The organism is Mesorhizobium sp. WSM4814, assembly GCF_055811595.1.
The window spans coordinates 17,522-36,673 of sequence record NZ_JBVVQT010000009.1; the positions used below are offsets into that span (position 1 = coordinate 17,522).

Sequence of the window (19,152 nt, forward strand, 5' to 3'; positions counted from 1 at the left end):
CATGAATTGCGCGGACCGGGGTGAGGCGATGGACGACCTTGGAGCACAGGAACAGGCAGTGCTGGATCTCATTGCGGCGAACCCGTTCGCCGGCCAGCAGGATATAGCGACCGCGCTCGGCATTGCCCGCTCGACCGTCGCGGCCCACATCGTGCAGCTCGTCAACAAGGGCTACATTCTTGGCCGCGGCTATGTCTTGCCGGCGTCCAAGCGCATGATCTGCATCGGCGGCGCCGTCCTCGACCGCAAGTACCACGCCAGGAAGGATCTGATCTTCGGGACGTCGAACCCGGTCGCCGGCTACCGCAGCTTCGGCGGCGTCGCCCGCAACGTCGCCGAGAACCTCGTCCGCCTCGGCGTCGACATAAGCTTCGTTTCAATTGTCGGCGACGACGAGACCGGCCGCTCGCTGGTGCGGCATCTGCGCGACCTGGGCGCCGACGTCAGCCAGGTCATCACGTCAACGGAGCGGCCGACGGCGGAATATGCAGCGATCCTCGACCTCAATAACGATCTCGTGCTCGGCATCGCCGACATGGAGATCTTCGATCTGTTTTCGCCATCCTGTCTCGACCGTTTCTGGCCGCATCTGGCTTCGGCGACTTGGGTGTTCATCGACTGCAACCTGCCGGCCGCGACGATCGCGGCGCTGATGTCACGCAAGCAGGGCGCGCGCTTCAAGCTCGCCGTCGACACGGTGTCGTCGCCGAAATCGGCACGCCTGCCCAAGGACCTGTCCGGCATCGACCTTTTATTCACCAACCATGACGAGGCCAATACGATGCTTGGCATCACGGATGCCGACAAGCGGCTGAAGCCGAAAGAGGCCGCGGCGGCGCTGCGCGCGGCCGGCGCCAGCGAGGTGATCGTGACCATGGGCGCGCACGGATTTGCGGTCGCGACCGAAGGCGGCGTGGCAACGATGCGTTCTGTCCCGGCCCGCGCCGTCGACATCACCGGAGCCGGCGACGCAATGATTGCCGGCACCATGTACAAGGTGCTTTCGGGCGATCCCGTGCTCGACGCAGCGCGCACCGGCGCACTGCTCGCCACGCTGACCACCGAGAGCGAATCCAGCGTCCATCCCGATCTGTCGCCGCGCTTCCTCACCGCCGGCATGTACCGCATTCCCGCCTGAAAGCCAGACGACCCCTGAAAGCGAGATGACTATGAAACCTTCCCTTCTCCACCTGAACGACGAAGTCGCTGCAGCGCTTCGTGATGGCCGCGCGGTGGTGGGGCTGGAATCGACGATCATCACCCATGGCATGCCTTTTCCGGCCAATCTGGAGACTGCCCGCGGCGTTGAAACCGTGGTGCGCGAGAACGGTGCGGTGCCCGCCACGATCGCGGTGGTCGCCGGCAAGATCAAGGTCGGGCTCGATGACCGCGAGCTGGAGCAGCTGGCAGCGGCAAAGGACGTGGTCAAGGCGTCCGGGCGCGACCTCGCCGCCATTATGGTGGGCGGCGGCTCGGCCGGAACCACGGTTTCGGCGACGATGCGGATCGCTGCATTGGCCGGCATCGGTATTTTCGCGACCGGCGGCGTCGGCGGCGTGCATCGTGGCGCCGAGGCCAGTTTCGATATCTCGGCCGACCTGACCGAACTCGGCCAGACCGGCACGACCGTCGTCTGCGCCGGCGTGAAATCGATCCTCGATATTGCAAAAACGCTGGAATATCTGGAGACCCAGCGCGTGCCGGTGATTGCCTACCAGAGCGACGACTTTCCGGCTTTTTATACGCGCTCCAGCGGACTTAAAGCCGATCATCGCCTCGATACGCCGCAGGACATTGCGCAGGCCATGCTGCTGCACGAGCAGATCGGCTCGGGCACAGGCATCCTCGTCGCCAATCCAATTCCGCAACTGGATGCGCTCGATCCAGCCTTCATCGATGGCACGATCGCCGCGGCGGTGGCGGAAGCCGAAAAACGCGGCATCGGTCGCAAGGAACTGACGCCGTTCCTGCTCGCCCGCATCAACGAGCTTTCGCAGGGCCGCAGCCTGAAGGCCAACATCGCGCTGGTCCGCAACAACGCCGCGCTTGCCGCTCGCATCGCAGTGGCGCATGCGGGATTGAAGGACATGAAATAGCGGAACTGCCGGCCACAATCGCTGACCTGTCCAGCCGCTTTCCAGCCGCGACAGGGGTTCGGCAATCCTCTGGAACATGGGGCTCAGTCGTCCGCCCTGGCAGCCTCGGTCTCGGCGCGAACCAGCTTGATGTCGGCGCCCGCCGCCCAGGCACCGATATCTTCCCGGCGCAATGCTGCCGCCATCATGTCCGGGAACAAATCCGGCGTGCAGGCGAAGACCGGAATGCCAAGTGCTGCGACCGAACCTGCCATTGCCGGATCGTAGCCGGGCCGGCCTTGGTCGGTCAGTGCCAGAAGCACGACGACATTGACGCCGGATCGAACCAGCGCCGCCAGCCGCCGCAGCAATTCCTGGCCATTGCCGCCCTCGTAGAGGTCGGTGATCAGCACCAGATGCGACTTGGTTGGCCGCTCGATACGGTCGGCGCATTTCAGACTGGCACCGCCCTGCACGATGGCTGCTTCAGCAGGCCTTTTTTGCCCTCTCAAGGTGATTTGAACGCTGCGGCGCTTGACTCCTGCGACACCTTGTGAAAAATTTTGCATCACCTGATAAAAATATCTTAGGGCGGAAATGGTTGGTTTTGGAAACGGCCTCCTGCGCGACGATGAAACCAGTATGGCGACGCGCGCCGCCTGGCTCCATTATGCTGGCGGCCTGACCCAGTCGGAGGTCGCCAAGCGGCTTGGCCTGACCAGCCTCAAGGCGCATCGCCTTATCACCAAGGCCAATCAGGAAGGGCTGGTCAAAGTCTATATCGACGGCGAAGTGTCGGAATGCGTCGCGCTTGAGGACGATTTGTCCAGCCGCTACGGCCTCGATTATTGCGAGGTCGTTCCCGACTTCGATGGCGAGGACTTGCCGCTCAAGGCGCTCGGCATCGCCGGCGCGCAGTTCCTCAAACGTGAGATCGAGCGCGGCGAGGATACGCTGATCGGCGTCGGCCATGGCCGCACGCTCGCCGCCTGTGTCGAATATCTGCCGCGCATATCGGCCGAAAAGACCCGATTCGTCTCATTGCTCGGCGGCCTGACGCGCAAGTTCTCAGCCAATCCGCACGACGTCATTCACCGCCTGGCCGAACGGACCGGCGCCGAAGCCTATGTGATGCCGGTGCCGATGTTCGCCAACACGGTCGAGGATCGAACCGTGCTGCTCGGGCAGAAGGGCATCAGCGAGGTTTTCGATCTCGGCAAGTCCGCCGACCTGCTCATCGCCGGCATCGGCACTGCCGAGCGCGAGGCGTCGCTGGTCGCCACCGGCATGATCGAGAAGGGCGAAATGGAGGAGATCCGCCGCAACGGCGGTGTCGGCGAACTGCTCGGCCATTTCTTCGACGATGCTGGAAAGGCAGTCGAGACGACGCTTTCCAACCGCGCGCTGGCGCTGGCGCGCGAAGACATCAGCAATCGCAGGATTGTCGCCGTTGCCGGCGGCAAGGTGAAGGTTCGTGCCATCAAATCGGTGTTGGAGGGCCGCTATCTCAAGGGCCTGGTCACCGATGAGCGGACGGCGCGAAAACTCGTGGAGCAGACGCCGGTCGGGTAGCCGGCAGCCATTCGATTGAAACTACCCTGTGGAGGAGAAGACAAATGCATGAGAAAGAAAAAGACCTGATCGACGCGTTCCTGCGCGGACAAGTCGATCGTCGTGGGCTGATCAAGGGCCTTGGCGCGATGGGCCTTGCCGCCGGCACGGCCGGAACGCTGCTCAATCTGGGGCAGACCCGTGCGCTGGCGGCGGACTTCGACTGGCAGGCGCACAAGGGCAAGACCATCAAGCTCTTGCTCAACAAGCATCCTTACGCGGATGCGATGATCGCCAACCTTGAAAACTTCAAGAAGTTGACCGGCATGGAAGTCGTCTACGACGTCTTCCCGGAGGATGTCTATTTCGACAAGGTCACCGCTGCGCTGTCGGCCAGCTCGCCTGAATACGATGCCTTCATGACCGGCGCCTACATGACCTGGACCTACGGCCCGGCCGGCTGGATCACCGACCTCAACGAATGGATCAAGGATCCGACCAAGACCAATGTGAACTATGCCTGGGACGACTTCCTGCCCGGTGTCAGGAAGTCCTGCGCCTGGAACGGCCAGCCCGGCGGCGTGCTCGGTTCCGACGACGCCAAGCAGTGGTGCATTCCGTGGGGCTTCGAACAGAACAACATCACCTACAACAAGGGCATGTTCGACAAGGTCGGGGTCAGCGTTCCCGGCAATATGGACGAGATGGTCGCTACGGCGGCCAAGCTCACCAAGGATGTCGGCGGCGGCGTCTACGGAATCGGCGTGCGCGGCTCGCGCTCCTGGGCGACGATCCATCCCGGCTTCCTGTCGGCTTATGCCAACTTTGACCAGAAGGACCTGAATGTCTCGGCCGACGGCAAATTGTCGGCCGCGATGAACACCGCCGAATCCAAGGCCTTCCACAAGCAGTGGGTCCAGATGATTCAGGAGAGCGGCCCCAAGGACTGGTCGACCTACACCTGGTATCAGGTCGGCACCGATCTTGGCGCCGGCGCCTCGGCGATGATCTTCGACGCCGACATCCTCGGCTATTTTATGAATGGCGGCGACAACAAGATGGCCGGCAAGCTCGCCTTCTCCGCCTTCAAGGCCAATCCCGCCGCCAAGGCTCCGACGCCCAACATCTGGATCTGGTCGCTGTCGATGTCCAATTTCTCGAAGGACAAGGACGCCACCTGGTACTTCATGCAATGGGCATCCGGGCCCGAGCATGCACTGTTCGGTGCGACTGAGATGGACTTCGTCAATCCGGTGCGTCAGTCGGTCTGGAACGACCAGATGTTCCGCGAGAAGCTGAACAAGAGCTATCCGGGTTATGTCGAGATGTTCGACGTTTCGGCGCCCGGCGCCAGCATCAAGTTCACCCCGCAGCCGCTGTTCTTCGATCTGACCACCGAATGGGCGGCGACGCTGCAGAAGATGGTGGCCAAGGAAGTGCCGGTCGACGAAGGCCTCGACATGCTGGCCAGCAGCGTCGACGGCCAGCTCAAGGAAGCCGGGCTCGGCTGAGTCCTGGCGGCCGGCCGGCCCGCTGCTGCGGGCCAGCCGGCCATTCCACTGCGAAGCGGCGCCTGGAGCATCGGACCCAAATCGGTTTTGGGAAATTCCGATGTTCAAACAACGGCGGTGCCGCCACTCGCCCAACCGGCCGCCTAGCTCCCTGGGCGGCCGGCAGGGCGAAGCAACAGAGATGACGGGTGAGCCACGATGACTACGGCGACAATGCAAAGAAACAGGCCTTCCGGCTTCAGGATCAGCAAGAAAGTGCTGCCCTATGTGCTCAGCCTGCCGGCCTTGCTCGTCTGCATCGGCATCCTGATCCCGTTCTTCACGTCGGTCGTCTACTCGTTCCAGCGCTACCGGCTGAGCCAGCCCTGGGCGCGGCAGTTCAACTGGGGCGACAACTACATCTCGTTTTTCACCGACCCGAGGTTCTGGAACACGCTGGAGATATCGCTGCTCTATGCCGGCATCACCGTGCTGCTTGAACTGCTTCTCGGTCTCGGCATCGCCATGCTGCTGCAGAAGCGCTCGACGCTGAACAACTTCATCTCGATCATGCTGTTGATGCCGCTGATGACGGCGCCGGCGCTTGCCGCGCTGATGTGGAAGCTGATGACCAATCCCGGCTTTGGCGTCCTGAGCTACCTCGCCAGCCTGATCGGATTGCAGGATTTCCGCTGGGCTTCGTCGCCGTCGACCGCGCTTTTCACGGTGGTGCTTGTCGATATCTGGGTCTACACGCCCTTCATCATGATCCTGCTGCTTGCCGGCCTGCGCAGCCTGCCGACGCAGCCCTTCGAGGCGGCGGCACTTGACGGCGTGCCGCGGAGTTTTGTGTTCTTCCGCATCACCTTGCCGATGCTGACGCCCTACATCCTGACGGCGACGCTGTTTCGCCTGCTGGATTCCATCCAGCAGTTCGACATCATCTATGCCATGACCCAAGGCGGTCCGGGCGACACGCTGACCGTCTTCCAGGTCGAGGCCTACCTCAACTTCTTCCAGTCGACCAATGTCGGCCGCTCGGCGGCGCTGATGATCATCCTGTGGGCGATCACCTATTTCCTCTCGAACATCTTCATCAAGAACTGGCTGCGGCTGCGCGAACGCGCCCGCGGCCTGGCATAGGAGGCCGGGATGGAACACACCTCGCTTCTCGAACGCATCCTGCGTGGCATAGCGCTGACGCTGGTCGTGATCTTCTTCATGTTCCCGATCGTCTGGATCCTCATGATGTCGTTCCAGACCAACGAGACCATCCTGCGGATTCCGCCGCAGCTTGTCTTCAAGCCGACGCTGGCCAACTACACCGCGCTGATCACCGGCAAGCTGACCACGGCGGCCGGCACGCTCGACATCGCCTTCATGCGCAACCTGTGGAATTCGGTGTTCCTGTCGGTCACCTCGGTCGCCGTCGCGCTGCTGCTCGGCGTCCCCGCCGCTTACGCCTTTGCCCGGCACAAATTCCGCGGCTCGGAGGACATCGCCTTCACGCTGCTGTCGTTCCGGTTCGCGCCGGCGCTGCTGGTGCTGCTGCCGCTCACCCTCTATTTCCAGAAGCTTGGACTGGCCAACACCTATATCGGGCTGATCTGGGTCTATCAGCTGATCTGCCTGCCGCTGATCCTGTGGATCGTGCGCGGCTATTTCGAGGACATCCCGGCCGATATCGAATACGCCTATCGCATTGCCGGCCATTCCTGGTTCGCCACCTTCCGCAAGATCGCGCTGCCGCTCGCCGGCCCCGGCATCGCGGCTGCCGGCCTGCTCGCCTTCATCTTCGCCTGGAACAATTTCATCTTCGCGCTCGTGCTCGCTTCGGCCGACAAGCAGCCGGTGACGGTCGGCGCGCTCGCCTTCATCACCTCCTCCGGCATCCAGTACGGCCAGATCTCGGCAGCGATCGTGCTGTCGATCACCCCGACGCTGGCGCTCGCCCTTTACGCGCAGCGCTATCTCGTCGAAGGCCTGTCGCTCGGCGCGGTGAAAGGATAGCTCCCGATGGCCAGCCTCGAATTGCGAAATGTCGTCAAGCACTACAAGAGCCAGACTGTGCTCGACAATCTGTCGTTGAGCGTCGCCGACGGCGAAACCCTGGTCCTGTTCGGACCGTCCGGCGCCGGCAAGACGGTGCTGCTGCGGCTCGTCGCCGGCGTCATCGACCCTGATGAGGGAAAAATCTTCATCGGCGGCGAGGACATGACCGAGCTTGACGCCGAGTTCCGCGGCGTCGGCATGGCATTCCAGAATTTCGCGCTGTTTCCGCACATGACCGCCTTCGACAACATCGCCACGCCGCTTCAGGCCAAGCGATCGTCGCAAAGCGCGATGAAGGCGGGTGTCGAGAGCGTCGCCAAGCTGCTGAAGATCGGCCACGTGCTCAGCCACAAGCCACGGGCGCTGTCCAACGGCCAGAAGCAGCGCACCGCGCTCGCCCGCGCTCTGGTCGGCTCGCCGCCGGTGCTGCTGCTCGACGATCCGCTGCGCAACGTTGATGCCAAACTGCGCTTCGAGATGCGGCTCGAACTGCCGAGGCTGCTGGCAGATCGCGGTGCGACCGTCGTCTACGTCACCCAGGACTACAAGGAGGCCATGGCGCTCGGCGATCGCATCGCGGTGATGTCGCAAGGCGTCATCAAGCAGCTCGGCACGCCCGAGCAGATCTATCGCGAGCCGGCCAACATCGAGATCGCGCGGCTGTTCGGCGATCCGACAATCAACCTGCTCGACGTCAAGCCGTCGCGGGATGCCAAGGGCATCTATGTCGGTCTGTCGAATGTCCAGGTCCATCTGACCGGCGCCTATGACGCCACGGTCGGCCGCGATTGCGTGATCGGCTTGCGGCCCGAAGCGCTGCGCTTCGTCGACGAAGGAACACCCGCGGCCATTCCGGTGACCGTCGAGGCGGAGACGCCGCTCAACGAAAAGATCGTCACGCTGGTGCGCACCGTGCGCGGTCGCGAAATCCTGGTCTCCCGGCCGGCCGGAACAGCGGGTCAAACCGAGGGCAGGGCCCATATCGCCGTCGACGGCAAAAGCGCCCTGCTGTTCGATCGTGCCAGTGGCGACCGCATCGGCTCGAAAAACGTCGTCAATTTGCGCAGCGGAGAAGCGGCATGAGCCAGAGCGCACTCACCATTTCCGGCGTCGACAAATTCTACGGCCCGATCGACCGAGGTGTGCACGCCGTTCAGAATCTGACGATGGAAATCGACAAGGGCGAGATCGTCGCACTGCTCGGCTCGTCCGGCTGCGGCAAGACTTCGACATTGCGCATGATCGCCGGCTTCGAAGAGGTCTCGCGCGGCAGCATTTCGGTTGCCGGCCGCAAGGTGCACACGCTGCCGCCGGTCAAGCGCAATGTGGCGATGGCGTTCGAGGGCTATTCGCTGTATCCGCCGCTGACCGTGCGCGAGAACATGGCGTTTGCGCTGAAGGCGGCCAGGCTGCCGAAAAGTCAGGTCGACGCGAAAGTTGCCAGCATCGCCAAGCTGCTCGAGATCGAGGACATTCTTGAGCGCTATCCGAGTTCCATCTCCGGCGGCCAGCAGCAGCGCGCCAGCCTCGGCCGGGCACTGATCCGCGAGGCCGACCTGCATCTGCTGGACGAACCGATGGGCCAACTCGAGCCGCAGCTTCGCGCGGTGCTGCGCGGCCGCATCAAGCACTTCATCAAGGAGCGCGGCTTGACGGCGATCCTGGTCACCCACGACCAGACCGAGGCCAACGCGTTGGCCGACCGGATCGCGGTAATGGAAGGCGGCGTGCTGCAGCAGTTCGATACGCCCGATATGCTCAAGCAGCGGCCGGCCAACCTGTTCACCGGCACGTTCGTCGGCGAGCCCCCGATGAATGTCTTCGAGGCCTATGTCGGCACGGCCGCCGACAAGATCAATCTGCGGCTGCCCGACGGACTTTCACTCGACTATGACAAGGACGCGTTCAGCGGCTCGGTTCGCGACGAATTGCTCAAACGGCAGCGGGTCGTCATCGGTGTCAGGCCCTATGCGGTTCGCCGCACGAAGGACGGCGTGCCGGCGACGGTTTCGGCCAACCAATGGCTCGGCGACCAGACCCATATCGCGGCGGATTTCGCCGGCGGCTCGCTGGTCCTGGTCGAACATGACCGGACCCGGCTGGAGCTTGGCGCGCCGATCAACATAAGCATCGATCCGAAAAATCTGCACGTCTTCGATCAGTCCAGCGGCATGGCCATTTCGCACGGCATGGAGCTTGCCTGATGCGGGATGTGCTGATCGGCATCGACGCCGGCACGTCTGTCATCAAATCCGTCGCCTTCGACACGGCGGGCCGGCAGCTCGCGGCCGCGGCGGTACCGAACCGGTACGAGACCTTGCCGGGCGGCGGCGCCGAGCAGGATCTGGCACGCACCTGGACCGATACGGCGACCACATTGCGACAGCTTGCCGACAAGGTGCCGGACCTCGCCAGCCGCATCATTGCGATCGCCGTGACCGGGCAGGGCGACGGCACCTGGCTGATCGACAAGGACGGTGAGCCGGTCGCCAAGGGCTGGCTGTGGCTCGACGCGCGCGCTGCCGCCATCGTCGAGGAGATCCGCGCGCGCCCCGATGACCGGCTTCGTTTCGAAAAGACCGGCAGCGGGCTCGCCGCCTGCCAGCAGGGGCCGCAGCTTGCCTTCATGAAGCGCAACGCGCCTGACAGGCTTGCCGGCGCCGCGACAGCGTTCCATTGCAAGGACTGGCTCTATTTCAACCTGACCGGCGAACGCGCCACCGATCCTTCCGAGGGCACCTTCACCTTTGGCGACTTCCGCACCCGCGGCTATTGCGACGAGGTGCTTGAGGTGCTCGGCGTCGCCGACCTCAGGCATCTGCTGCCGCCGATCGTCGACGGCACCAGGCATAGCGCCGGCCTGTCGGCGGCGGCTGCTGAAGCGACCGGGCTGCTTTCCGGTACGCCGGTGGTGCTGGCGTATGTCGACGTGGCCTGCACCGCGCTCGGCGCCGGCCTGCTCGACCGCGAGCGCAAGCCTGGCTGCTCGATCATCGGCTCCACCGGCATGCATATGCGGCTTGCTCAGACGCCGGACGAGGTGCTGCTCAACGAGGCCCGGACCGGCTACACGATGACGATGCCGGCGCCCGGCGTCTTTGCGCAGATGCAGTCGAACATGGCAGCGACGCTCAACATCGATTGGATCCTTAGCCTCGCCTCCGGCATACTCGCCTCGCAAGGCATCACCCGCAGCAATGGCGAGATGATCGCGCTGGTCGACGAATGGATATCGTCATCGGAGCCGGCCTCGCTGCTCTATCAGCCCTATGTGTCGGAGGCCGGCGAGCGCGGGCCGTTCGTCGATGCCAGTGCCAGGGCCGGTTTCGTCGGCATTTCGTCGCGGCACGGTTATGCCGATATGGTTCGCGCTGTTTTTGAGGGGCTGGCATTCGCGTCGCGCGATTGCTACGCCGCCATGGGGCCGCTGCCGAGCGAAATCCGGCTGACCGGCGGCGCCGCCAGAAGCCCGGCTCTGCGCAAGATCCTCGGCGCTGTCGTCGGCGCCGACATTCGCACCAGCCAACGCGAGGAAGCCGGTGCCGCGGGCGCCGCAATGATCGCTGCGGTCTGCGTCGGCCAATACAGTTCGATGGACGAATGCGTCGGCGAATGGGTCACGCCGCTGCTGGGCGCGGCGGAACCGAGCGACCGAAAACTTGCCGCGATCTATGAGCGGGCGGTTCCGTCCTACACATTGGCGCATGAGGCGCTGCGGCCGGTCTGGCGGTCGATGGCCGCATCCAGGGCAAACTGAGAAGTCGAGCATGCGTAAGAAGATTGCAATCATTGGCGACCGCTTCATGCTTCCCGAGGTCTTTCGCGAGAAAATCGAGAAGGCCTGCGGCGCCGATCTCGACATTCGCACCCTTGAGGCGGCCTGGCCCGACGAGCCGATGGAATTCGGCAATGCAGCGCTCGGCCTCGACAAGGTGAAGGAGTATCTTGGCGATCCGGACGAGGTGGTCGATTTCATTGGCGACGCCGAGATCTTCGTCACCCAGCTTGCGCCGCTGTCCGAGACCATGATGCAGCGTCTGCCTGCGCTGAAGCTGGTTGCGGTCTCGCGCGGCGGCCCGATCAACATCGACATGGTTGCCGCCAGGGCCCACGGCATCACCGTCGTCAACGTGCCCGGCCGCAATGCAAGTGCTGTGGCCGAGTTCACCATCGGCGCGATCCTTGCCGAGACGCGGCTGATCCGGGTCGGGCACGAGGCCTTGCGCAAAGGGGAATGGCGCGGCGATCTCTACCGGGCCGACCGCACCGGCCGCGAGCTCAACGAAATGACCGTCGGCGTCATCGGCTACGGCAATATCGGCACCAAGGTTGTCCGCCTGCTGCGCGCCTTCGGTTGCCGCATCCTGGTCACCGATCCCTATGTGCAATTGAGCGCCGAAGACCGCAATGCCGGCGCCGAACTAGTCGCACTGGACGATCTCCTGTCCCGCTCCGACGTGGTCACGCTTCATCCCCGGGTGACCAAAGAGACCCGCGGCCTGATCAACAAGGACACCATCGCTCGGATGAAGCCGGGGGTGATTTTCGTCAACACCGCGCGCGGGCCGCTGGTCGACTACGACGCGCTCTACGATGCGCTGGTCCCTGGCCATATCGGCAGCGCCATGCTGGAGACGTTTGCGGTCGAGCCGGTGCCTGCCGACTGGCCGCTGCTGCAGCTTCCGAATGTCACCTTGACGCCGCATATCGCCGGCGCTTCCGTGCGCACGGTGACCTATGCGGCCGAGCAAGCGGCCGAAGAGGTGCGCCGCTTCATCGTCGGGCTCCCGCCGGTCAACCCGTGCTGAAGGTCGCGGCAGCCATGAAACGCAATCTAGGCATAGAGGATCCGGCGAGATGAGCGGCGCCACTGAAATCGTCGATCTGTTCGTCATCGGCGGTGGCGTCAATGGCGCCGGCATCGCGCGCGACGCAGTCGGCCGCGGGCTTTCCGTCATCCTGTGCGAAAAAGACGATCTCGCCGAAGGCACCAGTTCGCGATCGGGAAAGCTCGTCCATGGCGGCCTGCGCTATCTCGAATACTACGAATTCCGGCTGGTGCGCGAGGCGCTGATCGAACGCGAAGTGCTGCTTGAATCGGCGCCACATATCATCTGGCCGATGCGCTTCGTGCTGCCGCACAGCCGGGACGACCGGCCGGCCTGGCTGGTCAGGCTCGGTCTGTTCCTCTACGATCATCTTGGCGGCCGCAAGCGGCTGCCGGGCACCCGCACGCTCAACCTGCGCACCGCGCCCGAAGGCGCGCCGATCAAGGATGCGTTCAAGCGCGGTTTCGAATATTCCGATTGCTGGGTCGACGACGCCCGTCTCGTCATCATCAATGCGCTCGACGCTGCGGAACGGGGAGCCAGGATCTTCACCCGGACCGCCTGCACCGCCGCCCGCCGTGAAAACGGCCTGTGGTCGGTCGAGATGCGCGACAGCCGAACCGGCGTCAGGACCACGGTTCGGGCGCGTGCGCTGATCAACGCCGCCGGTCCCTGGGTCAACGACATCATCAACCGCGTGGCTGGCCAGAACTCCAAGCGGAATGTCCGGCTGGTCAAGGGCAGCCACATCGTCGTGCCGAAATTCTGGGAAGGGCGGCAGGCCTATCTGGTCCAGAACAGCGACAAGCGCGTGATCTTCATCAATCCCTACCAGAACGATCTGGCCCTGATCGGCACTACCGATATTCCCTATGAGGGGCGGCCGGAAGACGTGGCGGCGGATGCCAGCGAGGTCGACTACCTGATCAAGGTGGTCAACCGCTACTTCAAGCGCGAACTTGCCCGCGACGATGTCATCTACTCGTTCTCGGGTGTCAGGCCGCTCTATGACGACAACGCCGACAATCCGAGCGCGGTGACGCGCGACTATATTTTCGAACTCGACGCATCATCCGGGCAGGCGCCGCTGCTCTCCGTCTTCGGCGGCAAGATCACCACCTTCCGCAAGCTGGCCGAGCATGCGCTGGACCGGATCGCGCCGTTCTTTCCGAAAATGGGCAAGCCGTGGACGTCGAAAGGACATCTGCCGGGCGGCGATATCGCCAACGCCGACTTCGAGCAGTTTCTCGGCGACCTCGGCCGCGAATATCCCTGGATGCCGGCATCGCTGGTCAAGCAGTATGGCCGGCTCTACGGCACCAGGACGCGCGTTCTGGTCGGTGCGTCCAGGTCGCTCACCGAACTGGGCCGGTGCTTCGGCAAGGATTTTTTCGAACGCGAAGCCAGTTATTTGTTCGAGCATGAATGGGCGCTGACCGCTGCCGATATTCTCGAACGGCGCACCAAGCACGGCCTGCATCTGTCCGCCGCGGAAAGAGCCGCCTTCGAGGACTGGTGCGTTGGCCGACTGGTGAGGGCAGGCTGATGACTTTTACGCTTTCCCTCAACACCAATCCGCTGGTCAACCGTTTTGCCGAACCGGACGATCTGATCGACGCGATCGCCTACGACATCGGCATCCGGGACGTGCAGCTCACGCATGAATTCGTCAATCCCGGCTGGCCGGCGGCGACGATCTCGAAATTCGTCCGCCTGTTCCGCACGGCGCTCGACCGCACCGGCGTGCGCGTGACGTCCGGGATGACCGGCCCTTACGGGCGGCTCAACCATTTCGGCCATCCCGACGCCGACGTGCGCCGCTACTACGTCGATTGGTTCAAGACCTTTGCCGACATTTCGGCCGAGCTCGGCGCCAGCGGCATGGGCACGCAGTTCGCGATCTTCACGCACCGGGATTTTGACGATCCCGAGCGTCGCGCGCGGCTTTTCGACATCGCGCTGGAATGCTGGCGCGACGTCGCCGAGCACGCCAGGGCGGCCGGTTTGACCTATCTGTTCTGGGAGCCGATGTCGGTCGGCCGCGAATTCGGCCATACGATCGAGTGCTGCCGGTCCCTGCACAACGAGATCGAAGCGGCCGGCATGGCCATCCCGTTGAAGATGATGGTCGATATCGACCATGGCGACGTCACCTCGAGCAACCCGGCCGACATCGATCCCTATGCCTGGGCCGAAGCCTTTCCCACGGTATCGCCGATCATCCACATCAAGCAGTCGTCGATGAACAAGGGCGGCCATTGGCCGTTCATCGCCGCCTACAACAAGGACGGCCGCATCACGCCGGAAAAATTGTTGGAGACGGTTCGCCGCGGCGGCGGCGTCGACAACGAGATCTGCCTCGAACTGTCGTTCCGCGAACGCGAGCCGGTCGACCACCAGGTCGTCGCCATGATCCGCGAGTCGGTCGACTACTGGGCGCCGTTTATCGAGACCGGCAGGGCGGCGATTTTGCCGCGAACAGGATAGAACCGGCGGCGAGTCCCCCTCACCCGGATTGCCAACCGAATTGCAAAGGGCAATTCGGGGCAATCCGACCTCTCCCCGAGGGGAGAGGAGATCGCCAGCGTTGGCGCTAAGCCTCTTCTCCCCAGGGGGAGAAGGTGGCCGCGAAGCGGCCGGATGAGGGGGAGCCTCACTCAGCCGAATTTCGGGTCGAGACTGCCCGACTTGTAGCGCTTGGCCATTTCCGAGACCGGCAGCGGCTTGATCCTGGGGGCGTTGCCGGCGGTGCCGAACTGCTCGAAGCGCTCCTTGCACAGCTTCCTCATCGCGGCCATTGCCGGCATCAGATATTTGCGCGGGTCGAACTCGCTCGGGTTCTCGGTCAGCACCTTGCGGATCGCGCCGGTCAGCGCCATGCGGTTGTCGGTGTCGATGTTGATCTTGCGCACACCGTGCTTGATGCCGCGCTGGATCTCCTCGACCGGCACGCCCCATGTCGGCTTCATCTGGCCGCCATATTTGTTGATGATCTCCTGCAGCTCTTCCGGCACCGAGGACGAGCCGTGCATGACCAGGTGCATGTTCGGCAGGCGGCGGTGGATCTCCTCGATCACGTTCATGGCGAGCACCGCGCCGTCCGGCTTGCGCGAGAACTTGTAGGCGCCGTGGCTGGTGCCCATTGCGACGGCCAGCGCATCGACATGCGTGTCCTTGACGAACTGCACCGCCTGCTCCGGATCGGTCAGCAGTTGGTCGTGGCTGACGGTGCCCTCGACGCCGTGGCCGTCTTCCTGTTCGCCGCCCCCCATCTCCAGGGATCCGAGAACGCCGATCTCGCCTTCCACCGACACGCCGCCCCAATGCGCCATGTCGACGACGCGTCGCGTGATGCCGGAATTATAGTCGTAATCGGCCGGCGACTTGCCGTCCTCCTTCAGCGATCCGTCCATCATCACCGAGGTGAAGCCGTACTGAATCGCGGTCACGCAGGTGGCTTCGTTGTTGCCATGGTCGAGATGCATGCAGACCGGGATATCGGGATGGATCTCGACCAGCGCGTCGATCAGCTTGGCCAGCACGACGTCGTTGGCATAGGCGCGGGCGCCGCGGCTCGCCTGCAGGATAACAGGCGATTTGGTCTCCTCGGCCGCCTCCATGATGGCAAGGCCCTGTTCCATATTGTTCATGTTGAAGGCAGGCACGCCATAGCCGTGTTCGGCGGCATGGTCGAGCAATTGTCTCAATGTGATGCGAGCCACCCAATGGTCTCCCGTATTTGGTTTCAAGCCTATGGTTTGCGAGCTGTCCGGTCGTCATTCAGCCCATTGATGCTTCTGGCCGGATTTCCGGAGAACCGCAACCTCTGGCCATGCCGGCGAGAGCAATTCTTGTTACAAGGCAGCGATCAGAAGCAACGAACATCCCAGGGAAACATAACACCATCACAAAAAATTTGGCATGCATGCGATTTTATCTGTTATAATAGCTTCTGTCAGCCGTTTCTGCCACGGCGGACGCGGCGACGCGAATTAAAGGAAACAGGCTGGACGATGAAGAGCGACGGCCGGCGGCAAGGCATCATGGATTTTCTGATGGACACCGGCACGGCCAGTGTCGATGACCTTGCCTCGCGCTTCGGCGTGTCGAAGATGACCGTCCATCGCGACCTCGACGAGCTCGAGGAAAGCGGCTTCCTGCGCAAGATACGCGGCGGCGCCTCGATTCAGCCGAGCGGCCTGTTCGAAAGTGATTTCCGCTACCGTCAGAAGCAGGCCGCCGAGGAGAAGCAGCGCCTGGCGGTTGCCGCCGTGGCTGTCATCGAACCGGGCCAGACGGTGATCATCGACGACGGCTCGACGGCGGGCGGCATTGCGCGCCACCTTGCGGATCTGCGCCCGCTGACCGTGATCTCCAACAATCTGGCCGTGATACAGGATCTGGCCGGCGTTGCCGGTATCACCCTGATCGCGCTCGGCGGCCAGTACAGCAAGAAATTCCACGGTTTCTTCGGCCTGCTTGCCGAGGACACGCTGAGATCGTTGCGCGCCGATGTCGCCTTCCTGTCGTCGTCGGCCATCCACGGCGTTTCCGCCTTCCACCAGGACCAGGAAGTGGTCCATACCAAGCGGTTGATGATGGCCGCGGCCGCCCGCAAATATCTGCTGGTCGATCACGGCAAGTTCGGCCGCACCGCCCTGCATTTCCTGACCGATCTCAAGGCGTTCGACGCCGTCTTCACCGGTCGAGAACTGGGACCGCAGATGCGCGAGGCGCTGGATGGCGCCGGCGTTTCGCTGACACTGGTCGAGAAGGACTAGACCATGATCCCGAAAAGTGGGAACCGGTTTTCGGAAAAGATCATGGTCAAAGAAGAAGATAGAACCATGATCCCGAAAAGTGGGAACCGGTTTTCGGAAAAGATCATGGTCAAAGAAGATAGAGCCCCATCCCGCCTCGCGGGATGGAACAGGCTCTAGAAGGAGGACGCGTGGTCTACTGGGTCGGCACGAGCTGGAAAATGAACAAGACGCTTGCAGAAGCGACTGACTTTGCCAGGGCGCTGGCGGGGTTCGTCCCCGGTTTCGACGACCGTATCCAGCCCTTCGTCATCCCGCCCTTCACGGCGGTCCGCGAGGTCAAGAAAGCGCTGGCATCGACACGGATCAAGGTCGGTGCCCAGAACATGCACTGGGCCGACGCCGGCGCCTGGACCGGCGAGATCTCGCCGGTGATGCTGACGGACTGCGGGCTCGATCTCGTCGAGCTCGGCCATAGCGAACGGCGCGAGCATTTCGGCGAGACCGACAATACGGTTGGTCTCAAGACCGCAGCGGCGGTGAAGCACGGGTTGGTGCCGCTCATTTGCGTCGGCGAGACATTGGCGCAACGCAACAGCGGCCAGGCCGATGCGGTGCTGGCCTTGCAGGTGCACGGCGCGCTGCAATACCTCGAAGGCCAGGCCAAGGCGGCGACGATCCTGTTTGCTTACGAACCGGTCTGGGCGATCGGCGACAAGGGCATTCCGGCAAGTGCCGACTACGCCGACAGGCAGCAGACGCTGATCAAGAAGATCGCCGGCGATCTTCTGCCGGCCATGCCGCCGGTGCTTTATGGCGGCAGCGTCAATCCGCAAAATGCCGCCGAGCTGATCGGCCAGCCTCATATCGACGGGCTGTTCATCGGCCGCTCCGCCTGGCAGGCGGAAGGCTATATCGACATCCTCGAACGCGCCTCGGCGGCGATCTAGAGCATGATCCCGAAAAGTGGAATCCGGTTTTTCGGAAAAGATCATGCTCAAACAAAAGACAGCATGATCCCGAAAAGTGGAATCCGGTTTTTCGGAAAAGATCATGCTCAAACAAAAAGATAGCATGATCCCGAAAAGTGGAATCCGGTTTTCGGAAAAGATCATGCCCAACAAAAGTTAGAGCCCCATCCCGATGCCATCGGGATGGAACAGGCTCCAGAGCAATCGAACAGGAAAGGACAGAAAAAATGAAAATAGCCATTGGGGCCGACAGCGCCGGCAAGCCGCTGCTCGACGTCATTGCCGCTCACCTGGCCACCAAGCCCGGCCTCTCCGTCAGCGACGTCAGCCAGGCCGGCTACTATGCCGACCTGTCGCAGAAGCTCGCCCAGACCATCCTCGACGGCGAAAACGATCGCGGCATCTTGTTTTGCGGCACCGGCATCGGCGTTTCCATCTCGGCCAACAAGGTGCCCGGCATTCGCGCCGCACTCACCCATGATACCTATTCGGCGGAGCGCGCGGCGAAATCCAACAATGCCCAGATCATCACCATGGGCGCCCGCGTTATCGGCCCGGAACTGGCCAAGTCGATCGTCGATGCCTGGCTCGCATCGGAGTTCGACGAAAACGGGCCATCGGCCGGCAATGTCCAGGCGATCGACAGGCTCGACGCGGCGAAGCTGGGCTAATGCATGTCGCCCAAAAGCATGCCCTCGGGCGTGAACCGAGGGTGCGCAGCGGTTTTGGGATAATTACATGTATAAAACAGGAGCTTAAGCGCGTCGCATTGATGCGATGCGCTTAAGCCAGGCTTTTTCGCATCGCGCCGATAACGGTGACCGCCGACGCCGCGCCGGGGTCGATGTGTCCGAGCGACCGCTCGCCGAGCCGCGACGAGCGGCCCTTCGCGGCGATCATATCCTTGGTCGTCTCGGCGCCCCGTTCGGCTGCTTCGAGGGCGGCTGCCAGGCTTTCGGACAGGGTCTTGCCGTCGGCATGGGCAGCGGCCGCGGCTTGCGCCGCCGGCAGCCAGGCGTCGACCATCGTCTTCTCGCCGATCTCCGCCTTGCCGCGATCCTGGATGCCTTGCGCCATCGCCTGGAACAGGGCAACGACATCGGCGCCCGCCAAGGTCGCCTTGCCCTTGACGGCAGCCGCACCACGCATGAAGGCCGTCGCGTAGAGCGGGCCCGACGAGGCGCCGACGGCGTTGAGGAACGACTTCGCCGCAGTGTTGAGGAGAACAGTCGGCTCGGTTGCCGTGAGCTCCAGCGGCGCCAGCGCATCGCGCACCGCCCCAAAGCCGAGCGCCATGGCGATGCCATGATCGGCGTCGCCGATGACCCCGTCGAGCTGACAGAGCCTGTCCTTGTCGGCTTCGATCGCCACCGCGATCGCATCGAACATTCTTTTCAGATCGGCTGCATCGATGGATGTCATGG

At 63.3% G+C, this 19,152-nt stretch carries 17 protein-coding genes and 1 pseudogene; 15 read left to right on the forward strand and 3 right to left on the reverse strand.

What is annotated here, in order from left to right:
* Window positions 1-28: 28 nt before the first annotated feature.
* Window positions 29-1,138 carry a carbohydrate kinase gene (locus AC0L2V_RS15710; protein ID WP_473508915.1) on the forward strand — a complete coding sequence of 370 codons (1,110 nt, stop codon included), beginning with the start codon at window positions 29-31 and terminating at the stop codon, window positions 1,136-1,138.
* 31 nt (window positions 1,139-1,169) lie between these two features.
* Window positions 1,170-2,096 (forward strand): pseudouridine-5'-phosphate glycosidase, encoded by a 927-nt coding sequence (locus AC0L2V_RS15715; protein ID WP_473508913.1) that lies wholly within the window; start codon window positions 1,170-1,172, stop codon window positions 2,094-2,096.
* A gap of 83 nt (window positions 2,097-2,179) precedes the next feature.
* Here AC0L2V_RS15715 and AC0L2V_RS15720 read toward each other — a convergent pair.
* A pseudogene (locus AC0L2V_RS15720) lies at window positions 2,180-2,527 on the reverse strand (VWA domain-containing protein); the annotation flags it as partial.
* Window positions 2,528-2,672: 145 nt separating this feature from the next.
* Here AC0L2V_RS15720 and AC0L2V_RS15725 point away from each other — a divergent pair.
* The 10 genes from AC0L2V_RS15725 to AC0L2V_RS15770 all read left to right on the forward strand — a co-directional run bounded on the left by AC0L2V_RS15725 (window position 2,673) and on the right by AC0L2V_RS15770 (window position 14,484).
* On the forward strand, window positions 2,673-3,647 hold the full coding sequence (locus AC0L2V_RS15725; protein ID WP_287341386.1) for a sugar-binding transcriptional regulator: 975 nt from the start codon (window positions 2,673-2,675) through the stop codon (window positions 3,645-3,647).
* 44 nt (window positions 3,648-3,691) lie between these two features.
* Window positions 3,692-5,137, forward strand: a complete 1,446-nt coding sequence (locus AC0L2V_RS15730) for an ABC transporter substrate-binding protein (RefSeq protein WP_128167495.1) — start codon at window positions 3,692-3,694, stop codon at window positions 5,135-5,137.
* 198 nt (window positions 5,138-5,335) lie between these two features.
* Window positions 5,336-6,259 carry a carbohydrate ABC transporter permease gene (locus tag AC0L2V_RS15735; protein ID WP_091599904.1) on the forward strand — a complete coding sequence of 308 codons (924 nt, stop codon included), beginning with the start codon at window positions 5,336-5,338 and terminating at the stop codon, window positions 6,257-6,259.
* A 9-nt stretch (window positions 6,260-6,268) separates the two neighbouring features.
* Window positions 6,269-7,126, forward strand: a complete 858-nt coding sequence (locus AC0L2V_RS15740; RefSeq protein ID WP_023800184.1) for a carbohydrate ABC transporter permease — start codon at window positions 6,269-6,271, stop codon at window positions 7,124-7,126.
* Window positions 7,127-7,132: 6 nt separating this feature from the next.
* Window positions 7,133-8,251 (forward strand): ABC transporter ATP-binding protein, encoded by a 1,119-nt coding sequence (locus AC0L2V_RS15745; protein ID WP_473520558.1) that lies wholly within the window; start codon window positions 7,133-7,135, stop codon window positions 8,249-8,251.
* A complete protein-coding gene (locus tag AC0L2V_RS15750; protein ID WP_473520559.1) occupies window positions 8,248-9,372 on the forward strand; it encodes an ABC transporter ATP-binding protein in 1,125 nt (374 codons plus the stop codon). The genes AC0L2V_RS15745 and AC0L2V_RS15750 overlap by 4 nt, the downstream gene beginning before the upstream one ends.
* Window positions 9,372-10,925 (forward strand): FGGY family carbohydrate kinase, encoded by a 1,554-nt coding sequence (locus AC0L2V_RS15755; RefSeq protein WP_473508909.1) that lies wholly within the window; start codon window positions 9,372-9,374, stop codon window positions 10,923-10,925. Before AC0L2V_RS15750 ends, AC0L2V_RS15755 begins: the two co-directional genes overlap by 1 nt.
* A gap of 10 nt (window positions 10,926-10,935) precedes the next feature.
* Window positions 10,936-11,976 carry a 2-hydroxyacid dehydrogenase gene (locus AC0L2V_RS15760; protein ID WP_473520560.1) on the forward strand — a complete coding sequence of 347 codons (1,041 nt, stop codon included), beginning with the start codon at window positions 10,936-10,938 and terminating at the stop codon, window positions 11,974-11,976.
* 49 nt (window positions 11,977-12,025) lie between these two features.
* A complete protein-coding gene (locus AC0L2V_RS15765; protein ID WP_473520561.1) occupies window positions 12,026-13,543 on the forward strand; it encodes a glycerol-3-phosphate dehydrogenase in 1,518 nt (505 codons plus the stop codon).
* On the forward strand, window positions 13,543-14,484 hold the full coding sequence (locus AC0L2V_RS15770; RefSeq protein ID WP_473508903.1) for a sugar phosphate isomerase/epimerase family protein: 942 nt from the start codon (window positions 13,543-13,545) through the stop codon (window positions 14,482-14,484). The genes AC0L2V_RS15765 and AC0L2V_RS15770 overlap by 1 nt, the downstream gene beginning before the upstream one ends.
* A gap of 170 nt (window positions 14,485-14,654) precedes the next feature.
* Here the strand turns inward: AC0L2V_RS15770 and fba are convergent, their stop codons facing one another.
* Window positions 14,655-15,719, reverse strand: a complete 1,065-nt coding sequence (gene fba / locus AC0L2V_RS15775) for a class II fructose-bisphosphate aldolase (protein ID WP_473508901.1) — start codon at window positions 15,717-15,719, stop codon at window positions 14,655-14,657.
* Window positions 15,720-16,010: 291 nt separating this feature from the next.
* On the opposite strand from fba, the gene AC0L2V_RS15780 reads away from it, so the two are divergent.
* The 3 genes from AC0L2V_RS15780 to derI all read left to right on the forward strand — a co-directional run bounded on the left by AC0L2V_RS15780 (window position 16,011) and on the right by derI (window position 18,399).
* On the forward strand, window positions 16,011-16,778 hold the full coding sequence (locus tag AC0L2V_RS15780; protein WP_023800192.1) for a DeoR/GlpR family DNA-binding transcription regulator: 768 nt from the start codon (window positions 16,011-16,013) through the stop codon (window positions 16,776-16,778).
* 143 nt (window positions 16,779-16,921) lie between these two features.
* Window positions 16,922-17,707 (forward strand): triose-phosphate isomerase, encoded by a 786-nt coding sequence (locus tag AC0L2V_RS15785; protein ID WP_473520562.1) that lies wholly within the window; start codon window positions 16,922-16,924, stop codon window positions 17,705-17,707.
* 248 nt (window positions 17,708-17,955) lie between these two features.
* Window positions 17,956-18,399: a D-erythrulose-4-phosphate isomerase gene (derI, locus tag AC0L2V_RS15790; protein WP_027152577.1), complete on the forward strand. Its 444-nt coding sequence runs from the start codon at window positions 17,956-17,958 to the stop codon at window positions 18,397-18,399.
* A 112-nt stretch (window positions 18,400-18,511) separates the two neighbouring features.
* Here the strand turns inward: derI and dhaL are convergent, their stop codons facing one another.
* Window positions 18,512-19,150 carry a dihydroxyacetone kinase subunit DhaL gene (dhaL, locus tag AC0L2V_RS15795; protein ID WP_473520563.1) on the reverse strand — a complete coding sequence of 213 codons (639 nt, stop codon included), beginning with the start codon at window positions 19,148-19,150 and terminating at the stop codon, window positions 18,512-18,514.
* Window positions 19,151-19,152: the final 2 nt, after the last annotated feature.